Raw genomic sequence first — 18,545 nt, 5'->3', positions numbered from 1 at the left:
TTCTTAACTTAACACGGCGGCGTGTCCTCGCCGATCATTTAAATACCAAGCCGCGGCCAGCCGGCCCGTGTTCGAGACTCACCTCGACGCGACGTACGCGTGGCTCGGCCTCGCCGTGGTGAGCGTCGCGACGGCCGGCGTCGCCGCGACGCTCCCGGCGTCGCCGCCGCCGGACGCGGCCGGCGTCGCGCACACGATCGAGACGGTAGCCGGCGGAGAGTACCCCGCGACGGCGGAACACGGGATCGCGGCGGACCGAATCCGACTCACGCCGCGGTCGGTCTCGCTCGGCGGAGACGGGGGAGACGCACGGGCGCCGCTCCACGCGCCGCGGGTGACGCCGGTCCCACCGGTCGATCGAAGCGGAAGTGGGGACCGGCTTCGGCGGGTCCTCGACGGCGTTCCGCCGGACGCCGCGTTCGACGACCCCGACGCGCTGGCCGCGGCGGCGGAGCGCGCGCGGAGCGCCGACAGCGGGTGGCGACCGGCGCCGGAGCGGCTCACCGTGCGGCGGGTGCATTACGGAGGGGTGCATGTCACGCTCGTCGGGTGACCCGTCCGGCGCCGGAAGCGGGGCCGCGGATCGCGCCGCGGTCGAACCGCTCGCCGCGCTCGTCGCGGTGCTGGTAGTCGGGGCGGCGCTGAGTCTGTACGCGGCCGCGCTCGACGACGCGACGGTCGATCGGGAGCGGCCCGGTGCCGAGACCGTCCTCGACAGGGCCGAGCGAACGGCGACCGCCGGCGGCGTCGTCGAACCGGACCAGCTCCGCGGCGCCGACGGCTTCCGGTATCCGACGGCGGTGACGGTGAGGGCCGGCGGGAAGACGTGGCAGATCGAGTTCGGCGATGACGCGCCCGAACGCGCGGCGGTCGGAGACGACGGAGCGATCGGGACGGCCGAGCGACCGGTGACCGTGCGAGTCGGTCCGGGGCGGAACGTCCGCGGGACCCTTCGCGTGGTGGTCCGCCGGTGACGAGCACCGTGCTCGACGTGACGGTGCTGCTCCTGTGCGTGTCCGCGAGCGTCGTCGCGCTCGGTGGCGTCGGCGGGGACGCGGGGACGCGCGGGCCGACCGCGGAGGGGGCGGCCGACCGGATAGTGACGGAGACCGTGACCGTGCGGTACCGGTCGCCGCGGGCGGCGAACGGCACCCGAACGGTACACGCGACGCGCGCCGAACTGCTCGCGCTGCTCGTCGCGGCTTCCGGAAGCGCGGGCGATGAGCGCGGCGCCGTCGACGGCGAGGGCGCGTTCGAGCCGCGAGCGACGGCCGCGATCGCCGCGGGCCTCGGCGAGCGAACCCGGGTCGACGCGACGGTCACGGCGGTTCCGAGCCGGGAACCCAGCTCGACGCAGCGAGCCGTCGACCGTCGGCCTCCGGCTCCGCGTGGCTGTCGACCCGCAACCGGCCGGATAGCGGCGTCTGGGACACCGAACGCGCCGCGATCCCCTCAGCGAACCGCCGGCCAGTCCCGGGAGGGTCCGGACCGGACCGACGGCGGTTCGAGGGGAACCGAGCGGCCTCGCCCCGGGAGAGACGGGAACGCGAGAGCGGTCGTCGTCGGGGCCGAGCCGCCGCGGAACGCCGACGTCACGACGGCGGTGGTCACGCAGCCGACGCCGGACGCGGCCGAGACGGACGATCCCGTTCAGATCGTCGTGAGGAGGTGGTGAGCGTGGGGAAACGCGGCGGAGCATCCGACTCCGAGCGGGTCGGGCGACGGTTCGCGGTCGACGAGCGGGCGCGAGTCCCGTTCGCCCTGATCGGCGTGTTGCTGCTCGTGACGAGCACGACGTACGCAGCGGGGATCGCGGATCAGGGGCTCGTCGGCGAGGACCGGAGCGTCGAGCGGGCCGTCGAGCGCGTCGACGCCGACGCCACCGCAGCGCTGCGCGCCGCGGCGCGCGAGGCGGCGCACGACGCGGCGCGGGAACCGGTGACGCGGGCGCCCGAGAGCGGTGCCGCGGCCGAGGCGGTGCGCGAGGAGTCGGCGTTCACGGACGCGCTTCGGATACGACTGGCAGTCACCGGGGCAGACGCGCTCTCCGCGGTCGACGCTGACGTCGGATCGGTGACGGCGACGGCGTCGCTACCGGCGGTCGGGGGGCGAGAGGGCCTCACCGCGGCCCGCGACCGCGTCCGCGTCGAGCCGGCGGCCAACGGGACCGCGACTCGCGTCACTTTCGAGGAGGTCGACATCACCGCGACACGGAACGGCCGAACGGTCGTGAACCGCACCGCGGACAGGACCGTCGTGGTGGCCGTCCCGACGCTCGCCGCTCACGAGCGGACGGAGCGGTTCGAAGAGCGGCTCGACAGGGGTCCGGTTGAGGGACCGGGTCTCGGTCGACAGCTCACCGCGAGCCTCTATCCGATGACGTGGGCGAGAGGATACGCGCAGTACGCCGGGGCGCCGGTCGAGAACGTCCTCGCGAACCGGCACGTGGAACTGTCGACGAACGCCGGGATCGTCCGGACGCAGCGGGCAGTCTTCGGGACGAGCGACCCGAGCGCCCGCGGCGGAGTGGCACGGGCGACCGCCCGGACCGGGATGAGCGACCTCCTCGCGCCGACCGGCGTTCGAGAGGACTCGTGGACCGACGCGGTTCTCGGAGCGCCGACGCCGACCGGTTCCGGGGAGACCGCGACGCAACCGAGCGCCGGCACGCACCCGAACGGGGCGGGGAGCGAGGACGACGCATTCGAGTCGAAACGAGACCGGTCCGACGAGGAGACGCCGGTTCCGATCGGGCACGCGGCGGACGTCGGGGCGGTTCGGGTCCACGACGACCTCGACGAGGTGATCGAGGGCGCGTACCGAGTCGAGGCCGACGTGCGGACGGCGACGACGCAGGTCGCGGACGGCGGACGAATAGCGCCGCCGACGCCGGCCGTCGCGGCGACCGGCGAGTGGGATCGCGTCGACGTGGAGCGGTCGGAGCGGCTGACCGACGTCGCCGGGAGCGACGTGCCGCGCGGGGTTCCCGCGGGGACCGTGGATCCGGACGAGCCGGTCGCGTTCGGAGACGCGATCCGCGAGGTGACGGTCGAACGCACCGCGACTGCGACGTGGGAACGGGAAGTCGTGGAACGGGGCCCTAACGGAAGCGTCGTCGACCGCACCGTCCATCGGACGACCACCGCCGACGAAGCGGCCGACCGCTACCGGGTCCGCGTCTCGGTGACGGGGCGACACGCGCCGACCGACGGCGCGGCGGACCGGCCCGCCGCGACGTTCGGAGCGGGAGGTGACGGACCCGACCTACGCGGGACGCCGGCGGCCGCGCGTTCGTCGCTCGGCGTCGACACGGCGGCCGGCGTGGACCGACTGGCCCGGGACGCCGTCCGGAGCGGAGACGTCGACGACTCGACGGTGGTCCACGGCTCGTGGACGGAGACCGAACGGGACCGCGTGGCGGCGGATGTCGCCGCGCTCGCCGTCGAAGTCCGGGCGTTCGAGACCGACGCGTCGATGGAGGCGGCGGCGGTCGGCAAGGCGGAGCCGTACGCCGACCTCGCCGACGCGGTCCGCGATCGCCGAGCGGCGCTCGTCGACGCGCCGAAGACGTACGACGGCGCGGTCGATCGGGCGCGGGTCGCCGCCCGCGCGGCGTACGTCGACGCCGTCGTCGCGGAGCTGGAAGCGGCTTCTGCCGACCGCGAGCGGGCGACGGACGGGTTTCTCGATCGGGTGAACAGCGCCTTCGGCGGCCCCTCGGTCGGCGAGGCGATCGCCGCCCGCGAGGCCGCGACGGACCCGGGCACATACACGGTCGCCGGCGACGGTCCCGGGGGAGCGGTGACGTTCTCGCCGCGAGGGGCGCCGGGATACCTGCCGCGGACGACGGTCGACGGCGAACGGACAGACGGCGCGAGCGACGCCCCGACGCGACCGCTCGCCGTCCGCAACGTGAACTACGTCACCGTTCCGTACGGCGATCTGTCGAGCGGGATCGTGGATCGGATCCTCGGCGCCGGGGACACGGTCCGACTCGGTACCGCCGGGCGCGCGCTCCTGCTCGCCGACGAGGCGCTGGCCGCGAGCGACGACCCGGGACTCCGCGCCGACCGGGACGCGCTCACGAAACGGGTCGACGGCTCGCTTCGCGAAGTCGATCGCGAAGTTGAGGGCGTGCTTCGGGAGCGGACCTCGTTGTCGCGGGAGGCGCGTCGCGACGCGGTCGACGAGGCCGCCGCGTCATACGACTCGACCGGTGACAGAGCGGCCGCGGTCGGTGACGGCGAGTACGCCGAGCGGGTCGCCGCAGAGGCCGCGGCCGACGGATCGCTCTCGACCGCGGCGGAGGCGTCGCTGGCCGCGCACCTCCGCGTCGCGACGCGGAAGGCGGCGGGTCGAGAGGACGTTCGGGTGCCGACGCGGGTCGTCGAACCGCCGACGAAGGGCGCGCGGGTCCTGCTCAGGGACCGCATGGAGAAAGCGATCGAGAGGGAGGCCACGCGCGCCGGCCGGACCGCGACCGAGGAGCTGAGCGAGAGGGCGGCCGAGGACCTCGGCGAGAAGTGGTCGCTGAAGCCCGCCCGGAGCGTCGGGGCGGGGCTTCCGGTCGCGCCGGTGCCCGGTTACTGGGTGACGACGGTGAACGCCTGGCGCGTGCAGGTCCGCGGGGAGTACCCGCGGTTCGCGCTGCGCGCCGACGTCGGCACGCCGGGCGAGCCGTTCGAGTACGTTCGACGGGAGGGCGACGTGGCCCTCGACGTTGGCGGGGAGACCGTTCGGCTCGGTGCGACGGAGCCGATTCGGTTCGAGACGGAGACCGTCGTCGCCGTCGCGGTGCCCGCCGGCCCGCCCGGCGTCGGCGACGTCGACGGCACCCGCGACGAGACCTCCGCCGGGTGGCCCTGCCCGAGAGCCGGGGGAGCGTCGGACGGAGGAGCGAGAGAGTGCGCGACCTCGTGAGTCGACCGTAGCCGTTTTGAGAGACGCCGACCGAGGGGGACCATGTTTCACGAGGTCGTCGAGGACGGGACGGTGTCCGGTGTCGACGCCGTCGGCGCCAACGGGACGCCCGATGTCGACGCGGGCGAGGTGACCCCGGGCGCGCTGCTCGCGGCGTTCGAGGTGATGGTGCGCGAGTCGGTGGCCGAGGCCGGGCGCGAGCGCGTCGGCGTCGAGACCGGCGTCGACGAGGCGGCCGTCGAGGCGGCCGCCGCGGGCGACGCGGCGGACCTCAGCGTGGACGACGCGGCGGCGATCGTCGCCGTGACCGCCGACCGCGACGCCGACGCGCTCGTCGCGGAGCTACGCGATCACCTCCTGATGGGGATGGCGACCGCGGTGCTCGACGTCGACACCGTCGCGGCGGGGATCGACGCCGATCTCACCGGCCAAGAGGTCCAACAGGCCCTCGAGGGACGCGCCGGGATGACGCTGGAACAGCTCGCGGAGGTCATGGCGGTCATCGAGCGCCGCAAGCGATGAGGGCCGTCGTCGTCGGCTGCGGCTACGTCGGGATCGAACTCGCGTCGCAGCTCGCCGATCGCGGCCACGCCGTGACGGGCGTGCGGCGGTCTGACGCGGGGATCGACGCCATCGGTGAGGTCGGGGAACGCGTCGACGGCGACGGCGCGGTCGACGCGATACGAGCGGACGCGACCGATCCGCCCTCGCTCGACGCGTTGCCCGACGCGGACGCCGTCGTCTTCGCGGCCAGCTCCGGCGGCCGAGGCGCCGAGGCGGCCCGCGAGGTGTACGTCGACGGCCTCCGAAACGTCATCGAGGAGTACGCGGCGCGGTCGTCGTCGCCGGACAGACTCGTCTACACGTCGTCGACGGGCGTGTACGGCGACCATGACGGCGGGTGGGTCGACGAGGAGACGCCGATCGATCCGACCACGGAGAAGACGCGGGTCCTCGCCGAGGCGGAACGGATCGCGCTGGAGGCCGCCGGCGACGCCGGGATCGGCGGGACCGTCGCTCGGTTCGCGGGACTGTACGGCCCCGGGCGGTACCGATTGGAGCGGTACGTCGAAGGGCCCGTCACCGCGGGGTACCTCAACATGGTCCATCGAGACGACGCCGCGGGGGCGATCCGGCACCTCCTCGAGACGGATCGCGCACGCGGCGAGCCGGTCGTGGTCGTCGACGACGAACCGGTCGACAAGCACGCGTTCGCCGACTGGCTCGCCGACGAGTGCGGCGTGCCGCGGCCGGAGAAGCGGTCGAAGGCCGAGCGGATCGCGGCCGGCGACCTCTCACCGGCCGCCGAACGCCGGATCCGGACGAGCAAGCGCTGTTCGAACGACAGGCTCCGCGCGCTCGGGTACGAGTTCGACTATCCGACCTTCCGCGAGGGGTATCGCGACGCGGTGCGGTCGTTCCGCGCGACCCGAGAGTAAGCGACGCCACGGGCGGGCGTCGCCGATCGGTCGAAACAGTGACGAACCTTCATGTGGGGGGAGGGAGTCTCGGGGACACATGTGGAGCCTGAGTGCGGCCGACGAGCGACTCTCGCAGGCGGGGACGCTCGCGCGGGAGAACCCGGAGCTGACCGCGATCGCGGTCGGCGTCGCACTCGTCGCGGTCGCCGGGGGATACCTCCTGTTCCGCGCCCGCTGGACGACCGGAGTGCGGTTCCGGCGGCTGCTCGCCGACCAGGACGAGATCGCGGTGCTGATGCACCCGAACCCCGACCCGGACGCGATGTCGTCCGCCCTCGGTGTCGCGTCGCTCGCGTCTCAAGTCGACGTCGACGCGACGGTGCAGTACCCCGGACAGATCCGTCATCAGGAGAACCGCGCGTTCCGAACGGTGCTCGATCTGGAGCTCGAACCGATCGAACACGTGAGCGACCTCGCCGCCGGGTCCGTCGTGCTAGTCGATCACAACGAGCCGCGAGGGTTCGCGGGCGCCGACGGCGTCCTCCCCACGGCCGTCGTCGACCACCACCCCGGCGACGGCGCCGGAGAGCGGTTCACCGACGTCCGCACCGATTACGGAGCGACCGCCTCCGTCGTCGCCGAGTACTTCGAGGAGAACGACGCGATCCCGGTCCCGCCGGACAAGCACGCGAGCGAGACCGACAGCGACCTCACCCTCCCGACGGACACCGCGACCGGGCTGCTGTACGGTATCCTCTCCGACACGAAACACCTCACCGTCGGGGCGAGCGAGCCGGACTTCGCGGCCGCAGCGTACGTGTACCCCGGCGTCGATCAGGACTGCCTCGACCGCATCGCCAACCCCGCGGTCGACGCGGAGGTGCTGGAAGTGAAGGCGCGAGCCATCGCCGGGCGCCGCGTCGAGGGCTCGTTCGCGGTGGCGGACGTGGGCGGCGTGAACAACGTCGACGCGATCCCGCAGGCGGCCGACGAGCTGATCCAGCTCGAAGGGGTCAGCGCCGTCGTGGTGATCGGCGAGCGGGACGGGACGGTCCACCTCTCCGGGCGCTCCCGTGACGATCGGGTCCACATGGGCAACGCGATCGAATCGGTCCTCTCGGACGTCGAAAACGGAGACGGAGGCGGCCACTCGCGGATGGGCGGCGGGACCGTCGCACCGCGGATCGACCCGACGGGAGAGGACGGACCGGAGGGGGTCGACCGAGACGAGCTCGCCGACGCGCTGTTCCGGGCGATGGCCGGCGACGTCTGAGTCCCGCCGGCTGGTCGCCGGGAGCCGGAGACAGTATTTAATTATGCGGCCGCGGAGTGAACGGTATGAACCTCGATCTCCCGACCGACGGCGGCTGGCGCGCGCTCGCGGGCGTCGGCGTCGGCTACGCGCTCGCGACCGGACTGATCTTCGTCCTGCTGTTCGCGGTTCCGTATCTGATCGTGCGGGCGCTGTAACGGCCGAACCGTCGTGACGGCAGAAAAACCGATCTGAAGGCGGTAGCGTCGGCGGTGATCAGGCGAACGCGAGCGAGTCGTCCGCGCCGCTCTCGTCGTCCTGCTGGAGCTTCTCGTGGGCCTCGAGGAAGTCGTCGAGCGTGACCTCGGTGCGGTCGTCGCGGATGGCGAACATCCCGGCCTCCGTGCAGATGGCCTTGATGTCGGCGCCGGACGCGTCGGGGGTCATCTCGGCGAGCTCGTCGAAGTCGATGTCGCTCGCGAGGTTCATCTTCCGGGTGTGGATCTGGAAGATGATCTCGCGACCGTCGGTGTTCGGCTTGGGCACCTCGATGAGGCGGTCGAACCGGCCCGGACGGAGGATGGCCGGGTCGAGCATGTCGAAGCGGTTGGTCGCGGCGATGATCCGGACCTCGCCGCGCTCGTCGAAGCCGTCCATCTCGGAGAGCAGCTGCATCATCGTCCGCTGGACCTCGGCGTCGCCGGAGGTCTTCGAGTCGGTGCGCTTCGAGGCGATGGCGTCGATCTCGTCGATGAAGAGGACGGCGGGCTGGTTCTCGCGGGCGACCTCGAACAGGTCGCGGACGAGCTTCGCACCCTCGCCGATGAACTTGTGGACGAGCTCGGAGCCGGCCATCTTGATGAACGTCGCGTCCGTCTCGTTGGCGACGGCCTTCGCGAGCATCGTCTTCCCCGTGCCCGGCGGCCCGTACAGCAGAACGCCGCTCGGCGGCGTGATACCGACGTCCTCGAACATGTCCGGGTGCTCCAGCGGCATCTCGACGGTCTCTCTGACCTCCTGCATCTGTTCCTCGAGTCCGCCGATGTCGGCGTAGGTGACGTCGGGCGAGTGCTCGACCTGCATCACGCGGGCCCGCACGTCCGTCTCCTTCTCCAGCTTCTTCACGACCGAGAGGGAGTTGTTGACCGCGACCCGGTCGTCGGGATCGAGCTTCTCGCGCATCTCCGCGGTGATCTCCGTAAGCGCCTCTTGATTGTTGCCGTGCTGTTTGATCACGGCGCCGTCGGGCGTGATCTCCTGAACGGTCGCCACGAACAGCGGGGACTGCTTCAGCTTCTTGTTCTCGTGGGTGAGCCGTTCGAGCTTCTGCTGGTACTTGTTGTTCTCCGCGTTCGCGTCGAGGAGCTTGTCGCGCATCTCCTCGTTTTGCGACTCCAGCACGTCGAGCTCATCCTGGAGGGACTCGATCTTCTCCTGTCTCGACGCCGACCCTTCGTCGTAGGGCATCTCGACGTCTTCGACGGTGTCAGTCATTGTCCGTAATAAGGCGTCTCGCGCGTAAGAGGTTTCGGGTGGGGGAGAGTAGAGCGGGACGGATCGTCGAATGAATGACCAATAGTAATGAATATGGATAGTAAATATTATTTGTCGGCATGAGATATGAGAGAGTACGCATGAGCACCACCGACGCCGTCACCGCCGACGAGGACGTCACGGACCGCTGGAGCGCCGTCCGCGATCTTCCCCCGAGCGCGAAGCTCGTGGCGAAGGTCCTCGACTACAACGACACGCTGACGCAGAGCGAACTCGCCGAGGAGACGCTGCTGCCCCCCCGGACCGTCAGGTACGCGCTCTCGCGGCTGGAAGAGGAGGACGTGGTCGACTCGCGGTTCTCCTTCACCGACGCCCGGAAGCGGCTGTACACGCTCGCGGTGTGAGTCGGCAGGGGTCGGCAGCGACGTGGACGGAGGCGGGCGGGAGCCATCATCTTATCCCCGATACCGACGCAGGGACGCCGTGGTCTCGACAACCGGCGTCAAGCGGGCCCTGGCCGCGCTGGCGACGCGTACCGACACCGCAACCCGGCCGTACGCCGCCGTGATCGACGAGGCCGAGGCCGCGCGAACCGACCTGCGGCGCGCCGCCGGGTTCGTCGAATCTGTCGGACTCGACCGGCTGGAGGAGGCGGTCGCGGTCGCCGAGCGCGACGGCGACGCGGCCGCGGCCGAACGGGGTCGCGCGGCGCTGTCGGCCTACCGAGGATTTCGGGAGGCGGCGGCCGGCGGAGGCCGGTGAGGAGCGGTCGGACGGCGGCCCGCTCTCCGGACCGCCGACCACTTCCGCTCCGCCCCCGGAACCCCTAAACCCGACACCGGCCAACGTCCGGGCAGATGACGCGGGTGATCCACACCGGCGACACCCACATCGGGTACGCGCAGTACCACTCGCCGGTCAGACGACAGGACTTCCTCGACGCCTTCGAGGCCGTGATCGACGACGCGATCGACGGCGACGTCGACGCGGTGATCCACGCGGGCGACCTCTTCCACGACCGACGTCCCGAGCTCGTCGACCTGATGGGCACCATCTCCGTGCTCCGTCGGCTCGACGACGCCGGGATCCCCCTCCTCGCGGTCGTCGGCAATCACGAATCGACGCGGGGCGGCCAGTGGCTCGACCTCTTCGAGCGGCTGGGGCTCGCGACACGGCTCGGCGACGAGCCGACCGTGGTGGGCGACACGGCGTTCTACGGGCTCGACCACGTCCCCGTCTCCCGCCGGGACGACCTCGACTACGCGTTCGCGGACCACGACGCCGACTACGCCGCCCTCGTCGCGCACGGCCTCTTCGAGCCGTTCGGCTACGCGGACTGGGACACGGAGGAAGTGCTCGCGGAGAGCGACGTCGAGTTCGACGCGATGCTCCTCGGCGACAACCACACGCCCGACGTCGCCGAGGTGAGCGACACGTGGGTCACCTACCCCGGGTCCACGGAGCGAGCGAGCGCGAGCGAGCGCGAGGGGCGCGGCTACAACCTCGTCACCTTCGACGCGGACGCCGCGGGCGGCGACGACCGCGTGGAGATCCGGCGACGCGCGCTCGACACGCGCCCGTTCGTCTTCGTGGAGGTCGACCTCCGCGAGGGCGAGGGCGCGGCGCGGGTGCGGGAGAAGGTCCGCCAACACGACCTCGACGACGCGGTCGTGCTCGTCGACGTGACCGGCGAGGGCGAGCCGGTGACCCCGGCCGCGATCGAGGAGTTCGCGACCGAGGAGGGGGCGCTCATCGCCCGTGTCACCGACCGCCGCGAGGTCGAGACCGACGCCGAGGTCGACGTGAGCTTCGCCGACCCCGAGGACGCCGTGCGGGAGCGGATCGAGGAGATGGCCCTCTCCGAGGCGGCCCGCGACGTCGACGAGGCGGTCCGCGCCGACACGCTCCCCGACAGCAACGTCAGGAAGACGGTGAAGGGGCGGGTCGAGGAGCGAATCGACGACCTCGACGCGTTCGAAGGGGGCGGAGCGGGCGGCGACGCCGAGGAAGGCGACGACGGCGACGCGGACGAGAGGGACGAGGCGCACGAGGAGACCGGGACCGGCGACGACACCGCGGAAGACGGCGACGACGACGGCGAACGGGCCCCCGAGACCGCCGCGACCGACGGCCAAGTCTCCATGGAGGATTACCTGTGAACTTCGACCGAATCCGGCTCTCGAACTTCAAGCCGTACGGCGACGCCGACCTCCGGCTGACGCGGGGCGTCACGGTCATTCACGGGCTCAACGGGAGCGGCAAGTCGTCGCTCTTAGAGGCCTGTTTCTTCGCGCTGTACGGGTCGAAAGCGCTCGGCGGCACCCTCGACGACGTCGTCACGAAGGGCGAAGAGGAGACCGAAGTCGAGCTGTGGTTCACCCACGACGGGACGCCGTACCGGATCGAGCGGCGGCTCCGGGTGTACGACGACCGGATCGACCACCAGTGCACGCTCGAATCGACCGACGAGAGCGACGTGACCCGCGACGGCGCGCGGGCCGTGCGCGAGTTCGTCACCGAGCTGCTCCGGATGGACGCAGAGGCGTTCGTCGGCTGCGCGTACGTGCGGCAGGGAGAGGTGAACGAGCTGATCGACGCCAGTCCGCGGGAGCGCCAGGACACGATCGACGACCTGCTCCAACTCGGGAAGCTAGAGGAGTACCGCGAGCGCGCCGGGGACGCCCGGCTCGGCGTCGAGGACGTGTTAGAGAACCGCCGCGGACGGCTCGACCAGCTCGACGAGCAGATCGCGGCGAAGGAGGATCGCGACCTCCACGAGCGGCTCAACGGGCTTGAGAGCGACCTCTCGGAGGTGACAGACGAGATCGAACGCTACGAGGACCAGCGGGATCGGGCGAAGGAGACGCGCGACGACGCCGCGGAGACGCTCTCGACCCACGCGGAGAAGCGGGAGGAGCTGGAGTCGGTGAAGGCGGAGATCGGCGAGATCGAGGAGGCGATCCGCGAGGCCGAGCGCGAGCGCGACGAGCACCGGGACGCGATCCGGGAGGCCCGAGAGCGGATCGACGAGATCGAGGCCGGGATCGGGGAGCGGCTCGACGACGCCGGCCTCGACGCGGCCGACGAGGAGACCGTCGCCGCTCGCCGCGCGGAGCTCGACGAGCGCGAGGCGTCGATCCGCGAAGAGCTCGACGACGGACGGGTGAGCGCCGAGGCGCTCCGTAACCAGGCGACGAACCTCGCCGGGAAGGCCGACGACCTCGCCGACCGCGCCGCGGAGCTGGAGGGAGAGGCCGACGACCTCGCCGACGAGGCCGAGACGGCCGACGACGAGGCCCACGAGCGCGAGTCCTCGATCGAGGAGCTCCGCGAGGAGGCCGAGACCCTCCGCGAACGGTTCGCGGCTGCCGACGTGGACCGCGACGACGTCGCCGAGGAGCACGAGGCGCTCCGGGAGCGACGCGGCGAGGTCCGCGAGCGGATCGCGGAGCTGTCCGCGGAGCTGAAGAACGCTCGCGAACGCGTCGCGGAGGCCGAGGAGCTGCTCGCGGCCGGCAAGTGTCCCGAGTGCGGCCAGCCGGTGGAGGACTCGCCGCACGCGGCCGGGATCGAAGATGACCGGGCGCGCGTCGACGAGCTGGAGGCCGAGCTGGAATCGGCCCGCGAACGCGAGGAGAGCCTCGACGAGCGGATCGAAGAGCTGGACGGGCTCGCGGCGGCCGCGGACCGGCTCGACGAGATCGACGAGACGACGGAGATGCTCGAAGAGCGCGTCGACGAGCGCCGGTCGGAGGCGGCTGAGAAGCGCGAGGCCGCGGCGGAGAAGCGCGAGGCCGCGGCGGAGAAGCGCGAGGAGGCCGACGAGACCCGCGATGTCGCCGCGGAAAAGCGCGAGGAGGCCGAGTCGGCCGCGGACCGCGTTGCGGAACTCGAAGCGTCGCTCGGTGCGCTCGACGAGGCCCGCGAAGCGGTGGACGCGGTCGAGGAGCGGGTAGGGGCGATCTCGGAGGCGGAGTCGGCGATCGAGCGCCGCCGCGAGAAACGGGAGACGCTCGGGGAGCTCAACGACGAGCGGCGCGACCGGCTCGCCGACAAGCGCGACCGGCGCGACGAGCTCGCGGCCGCGGTGGACGAGGCGGCGGTCGAGGAGGCGAAGAAGCGGAAGGAGAAGGCCGAGCAGTACCTCGAACGCGTCGACGGGGAGCTGGATCGGCTCGCGGAGCGGCGGACGGAGCTGGAGAACGCGATCGGGAGCGTGAACGGCGAGATCCGGGAGCTGGAGACCCTCCGCGGAGAGCGGGCGGAGCTGGCGACGACCGTCGAGGCGCTGGAGGGGCTCCACGAGGAAACGAGCGAGCTGGAGGCGATGTACGGCGACCTCCGCGCGGAGCTCCGCCAGCGCAACGTCGCCGAGTTAGAGCGCACCCTCAACGAGACGTTCGATCTGGTGTACGGCAACGACGCCTACTCGCACATCGAGCTCGACGGCGAGTACGCGCTCACGGTCTACCAGAAGGACGGCGAGGCGCTCGATCCCGAGCAGCTCTCCGGCGGCGAGCGCGCCCTGTTCAACCTCTCGCTGCGCTGCGCGATCTACCGGCTGCTCTCCGAGGGGATCGAAGGCGCCGCGCCGACCCCGCCGCTTATTCTCGACGAGCCGACCGTCTTCCTCGACTCCGGGCACGTCTCCCGGCTCGTCCGGCTCGTGGAGGAGATGCGCGGCTTCGGCGTCGAGCAGATCCTCATCGTCAGCCACGACGACGAGCTGGTGGGCGCCGCCGACGAGCTCGTCACCGTCGAGAAGGAGCCGCGCTCGAACCGCTCGACGGCCCGCCGCGCGGACGCCGCCGAGCTCGACGCCGCGTCGCTCGCGGACGACTGATCTCGGCCGTCGCTCAGCCGCCCTCGGCGCGGTCGCGCCCCGCGGCGATGTCCGCCTCAGGCCCGCCTCGCAGGAGCTCGATCGCCTCGCTCGCGTCGTCCGTCGCGGCGTACCCCCGCCGGCCGTCGACGTCGACCTCGGCGATCAGGCCGGCCGCGCGGAGCTCGGTGACCGTCCCGTGGAGGTCGGACTCGCACAGCTCCGTCGCGTCGAGCAGCTCGATCACGGGGAGCGGCCCCTCGTCGACGACCACGGCGAGCAGGCCGAGCGACCGGTCGTCGTGGACCGCGCGCATCGTTTTGCGGACCGACGAGGGAACTCCGGAGGCCGCGGTCGCGAGCGGCGACTCCCCGTCGACGACGCTGAGTTCGTCGTTGTCGACGTAGCGCTCCGCGCCCGTGGCCGGGTCGCGGACGCGGCTCGACTCCGCGGAGCGCTTCACCAGGAGGTACGTGTCGCCGTCGGCGTCGCGGACCGTCTGCATAGGCGAAGGAGAGAGTCCCCAATTCATTACGCTTCCGGGGGCGTGTGGTCGTCCGGGTCGTCAGCGTCGGCAGCGTCGGCAGCGTCGTCGGCGTCGGCAGCGTCGTCGGCGTCGGCAGCGTCGTCGGCGTCGGCAGCGTCGTCGGCCTTAGCGTCCGCAGCCCCGGAGCGAGCGGCCTCGACAGCGTCCGCGTCGGCATCGATACCATCCGTATCGGCATCCGCGTCGGCCGCCTCGTCCCGAGAGCGCTCCCAGGCACGGTACGTCTGGTACGTCCGAACGCCGGCGAGAAGCCCGGCGACGAGGAGGACCGGACCGACGCGCGACCACCCCTCGAAGTACCAAACCATCGGGCCGAGCGCGACGAGGAACACCGCGGCGTTGGCGTAGATCACGGCGACCACGAACGCGCGGAGCGTGCCGGAGTCGACGTCGCTCGCGCCCTCGAAGTCGCCCCCGTCGTCGAACGTCTTCACCGAGGGGGCCTTCGGGATGTCCGGCGTCATCTCCCGCTCGGCGTCGGAGCTCTCGCCGAAGGAGACCTCGCCCTCGTCGTCCTCGTCGAGGCTGAACACGTACGGTCGTACGCGGGGGCGAGGCAAAGGGGTTCCGTCCGGTCGCGGTCGGGACGTCGCGGCCGCGGAGGGGATGGCGTCGCCGCGGAGAAGCCGGCACCGCCACTACGGACGTGAGACGAGCGCGGAACCGAAGCGCCGCGTCAGGTCGCGTCTGCGAGCCGGACCGTTCGGCTCGCCTCGACCCACGCGAGGGGGTTCGCGGCGTCGAACAGCACCACGTTCCCGTCGTCCTCGTACACCTCCACCTCGGCGTCGACCGCGTCGCGACCGGTCGGGCGAGCCACCTCGGGTTCCGAACGTGGGTCCGAAGACATGGACCGTGGTAAGTCATCACACATTAAAGGCCTTTCCGTGGCGGGAGTCCTCGCCGCACCCGAAAGCCGAGTTTTTTAGCCGGGTGCCGCCGAAGGACCGATATGACTCAGTCGGGGCTGTCGGACTTCTCGTCGCCCGCGGACGCGGACGAGGGGGAGCACGGCGGCACGGAAACCGAACGGGAGGACCTCGCCGCACAGGAGGCGGCCGTCGTCGCCGGCGGCGGGCGGGGCCGCGTCAGCGACGTCGTCGACGTCGACGAGGCGAAGTTCCCGGAGTCGACCGGGACCGTCGAGCTGATGATCACCCAGATCGACTACGCCGTGGAGGGATACGGGAGCGACGAGTACCCCGTCGTTCACGTCTTCGGCCGGCGCCCGGCGGCGACCGTCGACGGCGACGTCGAGGACGACGTCCGCGAGCACGTCCGCGTGCTGGGCGTCGAGCCGTACTTCTACGTCCCCACCGCCGACCTCGACCGCGACCCCGTCGAGGCGTACGACGTCGTGATCGGGACGCGCGAGGAGGGCCCGGACGGCGAGCCGTACGAGAGCATCCGCGGCGAGCCGCTCACCCGGATCGTCACCCGGACGCCCCGCGACGTCGGGAACATCCGCGACGACTTCGAGACCAGCTTCGAGGCTGACATCCTCTTCCCGAACCGCTTCCTGATCGACAACGGGATCAACGGCGGGATGCGGGTCGAGGAGCGCCGGCTCGACGACGGCTCCGGGACGATGCAGGTCCACGAGGGGCAGCTGGAGCCGGCCGAGGTCGACGCCGACCTCCGCGTGAACACCTTCGACATCGAGGTCGACGACCGCCGGGGGTTCCCCGAGGACGGCGAGGAGCCGATCATCTGTCTCACGAGCCACGACTCCTACGACGACGAGTACGTCGTCTGGCTGTACGACGCCCCCGAGGCCGAGATCCCGCCGCCCGAGGACCTCCCCGACTACGAGGGGATCGCGAGCGACGGCGAGATCGACTTCCGGGTCGAGACGTTCACCGAGGAGGCCGCGATGCTCGACGCGTTCGTCGACTACATCGACGACACCGACGTAGATCTTATGACTGGGTGGAACTTCGAGGATTTCGACGCGCCGTATCTCCTCGATCGCATGGAAGTGCTCGACGACGGGAGCCAGTACGACCTCTCCGTCGATCGGCTCTCCCGGATCGGCGAGGTGTGGCGCTCCGGCTGGGGCGGCCCCGACATCAAGGGCCGGGTCGTCTTCGACCTGCTGTACGCGTACAAGCGGACGATGTTCACGGAGCTGGAGTCGTACCGGCTCGACGCGGTCGGCGAGCGCGAGCTCGGCGTCGGCAAGGAGCGGTATACGGGCGACATCGGCGACCTCTGGGAGCAGGACCCCGAGCGCCTGCTGGAGTACAGCATCCGCGACGTGGAGCTGTGCGTCGAGATCGACCGGAAGCAGGACGTGATCGCCTTCTGGGACGAGGTTCGCACCTTCGTCGGCTGCAAGATCGAGGACGCGCCGACCCCCGGCGACACGGTCGACATGTACGTCCTCCACAAGGCGTTCGGGAAGTTCGCGCTCCCGACGAAGGGCCAACAGGAATCGGAGGAGTTCGAAGGGGGTGCGGTCTTCGACCCGATCACCGGCGTCAAGGAGATGGTGACGGTCCAGGACCTGAAGAGCCTCTACCCGATGTGCATGGTCACGATCAACGCCGGCCCGGAGACGAAGGTCGACCCCGCCGAGTACGACGGCGAGACGTACGTCGCGCCCAACGGGACGCACTTCCAGAAGGAGCCGGACGGGATCATGCGCGAGATGGTCGACGAGCTCCTCTCCGAGCGCGAGGAGAAGAAGGCGCTCCGGAACGACCACGACCCCGGCACCGAGCCGTACGAGCAGTACGACCGACAGCAGGGAGCTGTCAAGGTTATTATGAATTCGTTGTACGGCGTGACGGGCTGGGATCGGTTCCGGCTGTACGACAAAGAGGGCGCAGCGGCCGTCACAGCGACCGGTAGAGAGGTCATCGACTTCACCGAGGAAGCCGCGAACGAGCTTAATTATCAAGTTGCGTATGGTGACACCGATTCGGTGATGTTATCTCTATCTGACATGTCGGAGGAGGAGGCGATAGAGACCTCCTTCGAAATAGAGGACCACATCAACGAACGCTACGACGACTTCGCGCGCGAGAAGCTGAACGCCGACTCCCACCGCTTCCAGATCGAGTTCGAGAAGCTCTACCGGCGGTTCTTCCAGGCGGGGAAGAAGAAGCGGTACGCCGGCCACATCATCTGGAAGGAGGGGAAAGACGTCGACGACATCGACATCACCGGCTTCGAGTACAAGCGCTCCGACATCGCCGGGATCACGAAGGAGGTCCAGCAGAACGTCATCGAGACGATCGTCACCGGCGACGACATCGACGAGGACATGGAGGAGGTGAAGGCGTACCTCGTGGACGTCATCGCCCGCGTGCTCGACGGCGACGTCGACCTCGACGAGATCGGGATCCCGGGCGGGATCGGCAAGAAGCTGGACGCCTACGACACGCCGACCGCGCAGGTCCGGGGAGCGAAGTACGCCAACCTCATGCTCGGGACCAACTTCGGGAGCGGGTCGAAGCCGAAGCGGCTCTACATCGAGAAAGTTCACCCCGACTTCTGGCAGCGGATGGAGGGAGAGAAGGGGCTCGACCCGCAGCGCGACCACCTGTACGGGGAGTTCAAGCGCGACCCCGACGTGATCTGCTTCGAGTACGCCGACCAGGTCCCGGAGGAGTTCGAGGTCGACTGGGAGAAGATGCTCGACAAGACGCTGAAAGGGCCCATCGAGCGCGTCATCGAGGCGCTCGGCATGTCGTGGGAGGAAGTCAAGACCGGACAGGAGCAGACCGGACTCGGCTCGTTCATGTAGGCGGGTCGTCTCTGAGAAAGCAGTTTTCGATCGTTGGAAAAATTCTTGCTTGATTCGAGAGTTTTGTCGGGTGGATGCGTAACCATTAACCGCCTCAACCACTACCGTCAACGTACGAGGCACGAGAATACACATGGCTACTCTCGAAATCAACGATCTTCACGCACGAGTGGCGGAAGAGGGCGGTGAACGCATCCTTCGGGGGGTCGACCTAACCGTCGAGTCCGGCGACATCCACGCGCTGATGGGGCCGAACGGCTCCGGGAAGTCGACGCTCGCGAAGGTCATCGCCGGCCACCCGGCGTACGAGGTCACCGACGGCGAGGTCCTGCTCCACC

17 protein-coding genes and 1 pseudogene are annotated in these 18,545 nt (G+C 70.6%); 14 read left to right on the top strand and 4 right to left on the bottom strand.

Annotation, left to right across the window (positions count from 1 at the left end; all coding sequences use genetic code 11):
* Positions 1-67: 67 nt before the first annotated feature.
* From DJ74_RS14040 to DJ74_RS19705, 8 genes are all read left to right on the top strand, one after another.
* A complete protein-coding gene (locus DJ74_RS14040) occupies positions 68-553 on the top strand; it encodes a hypothetical protein (RefSeq protein ID WP_094525270.1) in 486 nt (161 codons plus the stop codon).
* Positions 534-974: a hypothetical protein gene (locus DJ74_RS14035; protein WP_094527645.1), complete on the top strand. Its 441-nt coding sequence runs from the start codon at positions 534-536 to the stop codon at positions 972-974. The genes DJ74_RS14040 and DJ74_RS14035 overlap by 20 nt, the downstream gene beginning before the upstream one ends.
* Entirely contained in the window at positions 971-1,675 is a 705-nt protein-coding gene (locus DJ74_RS14030; RefSeq protein ID WP_094527644.1) for a hypothetical protein, read from the top strand. The genes DJ74_RS14035 and DJ74_RS14030 overlap by 4 nt, the downstream gene beginning before the upstream one ends.
* A complete protein-coding gene (locus tag DJ74_RS14025; protein ID WP_094527643.1) occupies positions 1,669-4,920 on the top strand; it encodes a hypothetical protein in 3,252 nt (1,083 codons plus the stop codon). The genes DJ74_RS14030 and DJ74_RS14025 overlap by 7 nt, the downstream gene beginning before the upstream one ends.
* A gap of 42 nt (positions 4,921-4,962) precedes the next feature.
* Positions 4,963-5,442, top strand: a complete 480-nt coding sequence (locus DJ74_RS14020; protein ID WP_170938220.1) for a DUF5791 family protein — start codon at positions 4,963-4,965, stop codon at positions 5,440-5,442.
* Positions 5,439-6,359, top strand: a complete 921-nt coding sequence (locus DJ74_RS14015) for an NAD-dependent epimerase/dehydratase family protein (protein WP_094525274.1) — start codon at positions 5,439-5,441, stop codon at positions 6,357-6,359. Before DJ74_RS14020 ends, DJ74_RS14015 begins: the two co-directional genes overlap by 4 nt.
* Positions 6,360-6,438: 79 nt before the next feature.
* On the top strand, positions 6,439-7,614 hold the full coding sequence (locus tag DJ74_RS14010; protein ID WP_094525275.1) for a bifunctional oligoribonuclease/PAP phosphatase NrnA: 1,176 nt from the start codon (positions 6,439-6,441) through the stop codon (positions 7,612-7,614).
* Positions 7,615-7,679: 65 nt separating this feature from the next.
* The gene (locus tag DJ74_RS19705; protein WP_254921584.1) at positions 7,680-7,811 is read left to right on the top strand and encodes a hypothetical protein; all 132 of its coding nucleotides are present in this window, start codon (positions 7,680-7,682) and stop codon (positions 7,809-7,811) included.
* A 58-nt stretch (positions 7,812-7,869) separates the two neighbouring features.
* Here DJ74_RS19705 and DJ74_RS14005 read toward each other — a convergent pair whose 3' ends face one another.
* Positions 7,870-9,087 carry a proteasome-activating nucleotidase gene (locus tag DJ74_RS14005; RefSeq protein ID WP_094527642.1) on the bottom strand — a complete coding sequence of 406 codons (1,218 nt, stop codon included), beginning with the start codon at positions 9,085-9,087 and terminating at the stop codon, positions 7,870-7,872.
* A gap of 140 nt (positions 9,088-9,227) precedes the next feature.
* On the opposite strand from DJ74_RS14005, the gene DJ74_RS14000 reads away from it, so the two are divergent.
* The 4 genes from DJ74_RS14000 (at position 9,228) to rad50 (ending at position 13,930) form a co-directional block, all read left to right on the top strand.
* Positions 9,228-9,491 (top strand): helix-turn-helix domain-containing protein, encoded by a 264-nt coding sequence (locus DJ74_RS14000; protein WP_094525277.1) that lies wholly within the window; start codon positions 9,228-9,230, stop codon positions 9,489-9,491.
* A 79-nt stretch (positions 9,492-9,570) separates the two neighbouring features.
* Positions 9,571-9,849 carry a hypothetical protein gene (locus DJ74_RS13995; RefSeq protein ID WP_094527641.1) on the top strand — a complete coding sequence of 93 codons (279 nt, stop codon included), beginning with the start codon at positions 9,571-9,573 and terminating at the stop codon, positions 9,847-9,849.
* Between the two features lie 95 nt (positions 9,850-9,944).
* A complete protein-coding gene (gene mre11 / locus DJ74_RS13990; protein ID WP_094527640.1) occupies positions 9,945-11,246 on the top strand; it encodes a DNA double-strand break repair protein Mre11 in 1,302 nt (433 codons plus the stop codon).
* Complete coding sequence (rad50, locus tag DJ74_RS13985; RefSeq protein ID WP_094527639.1) at positions 11,243-13,930, top strand: DNA double-strand break repair ATPase Rad50; 2,688 nt, start codon at positions 11,243-11,245, stop codon at positions 13,928-13,930. The genes mre11 and rad50 overlap by 4 nt, the downstream gene beginning before the upstream one ends.
* A 13-nt stretch (positions 13,931-13,943) precedes the next feature.
* Here rad50 and DJ74_RS13980 read toward each other — a convergent pair whose 3' ends face one another.
* The 3 genes and pseudogenes from DJ74_RS13980 to DJ74_RS19270 all read right to left on the bottom strand — a co-directional run bounded on the left by DJ74_RS13980 (position 13,944) and on the right by DJ74_RS19270 (position 15,306).
* Complete coding sequence (locus DJ74_RS13980) at positions 13,944-14,414, bottom strand: hypothetical protein (protein ID WP_094527638.1); 471 nt, start codon at positions 14,412-14,414, stop codon at positions 13,944-13,946.
* 182 nt (positions 14,415-14,596) lie between these two features.
* A pseudogene (locus DJ74_RS13975) lies at positions 14,597-14,989 on the bottom strand (hypothetical protein); the annotation flags it as partial.
* Positions 14,990-15,132: 143 nt separating this feature from the next.
* Positions 15,133-15,306 (bottom strand): hypothetical protein, encoded by a 174-nt coding sequence (locus DJ74_RS19270; protein ID WP_170938219.1) that lies wholly within the window; start codon positions 15,304-15,306, stop codon positions 15,133-15,135.
* A 102-nt stretch (positions 15,307-15,408) separates the two neighbouring features.
* Here DJ74_RS19270 and DJ74_RS13970 point away from each other — a divergent pair, with 102 nt between their 5' ends.
* Together DJ74_RS13970 and DJ74_RS13965 are read left to right on the top strand one after the other, a co-directional pair.
* The gene (locus DJ74_RS13970) at positions 15,409-18,207 is read left to right on the top strand and encodes a DNA-directed DNA polymerase (RefSeq protein WP_094527636.1); all 2,799 of its coding nucleotides are present in this window, start codon (positions 15,409-15,411) and stop codon (positions 18,205-18,207) included.
* Between the two features lie 133 nt (positions 18,208-18,340).
* Positions 18,341-18,545, top strand: a 205-nt coding sequence (locus tag DJ74_RS13965; RefSeq protein ID WP_141212715.1) for an ATP-binding cassette domain-containing protein, incomplete at its 3' end; no start/stop codon positions are given.

This window comes from Halorubrum sp. Ea8, from assembly GCF_002252925.1.
Classification (GTDB): domain Archaea; phylum Halobacteriota; class Halobacteria; order Halobacteriales; family Haloferacaceae; genus Halorubrum.
Note: the sequence above shows the minus strand (reverse complement) of the source record. Positions and strands in the feature narration are given on the sequence as shown.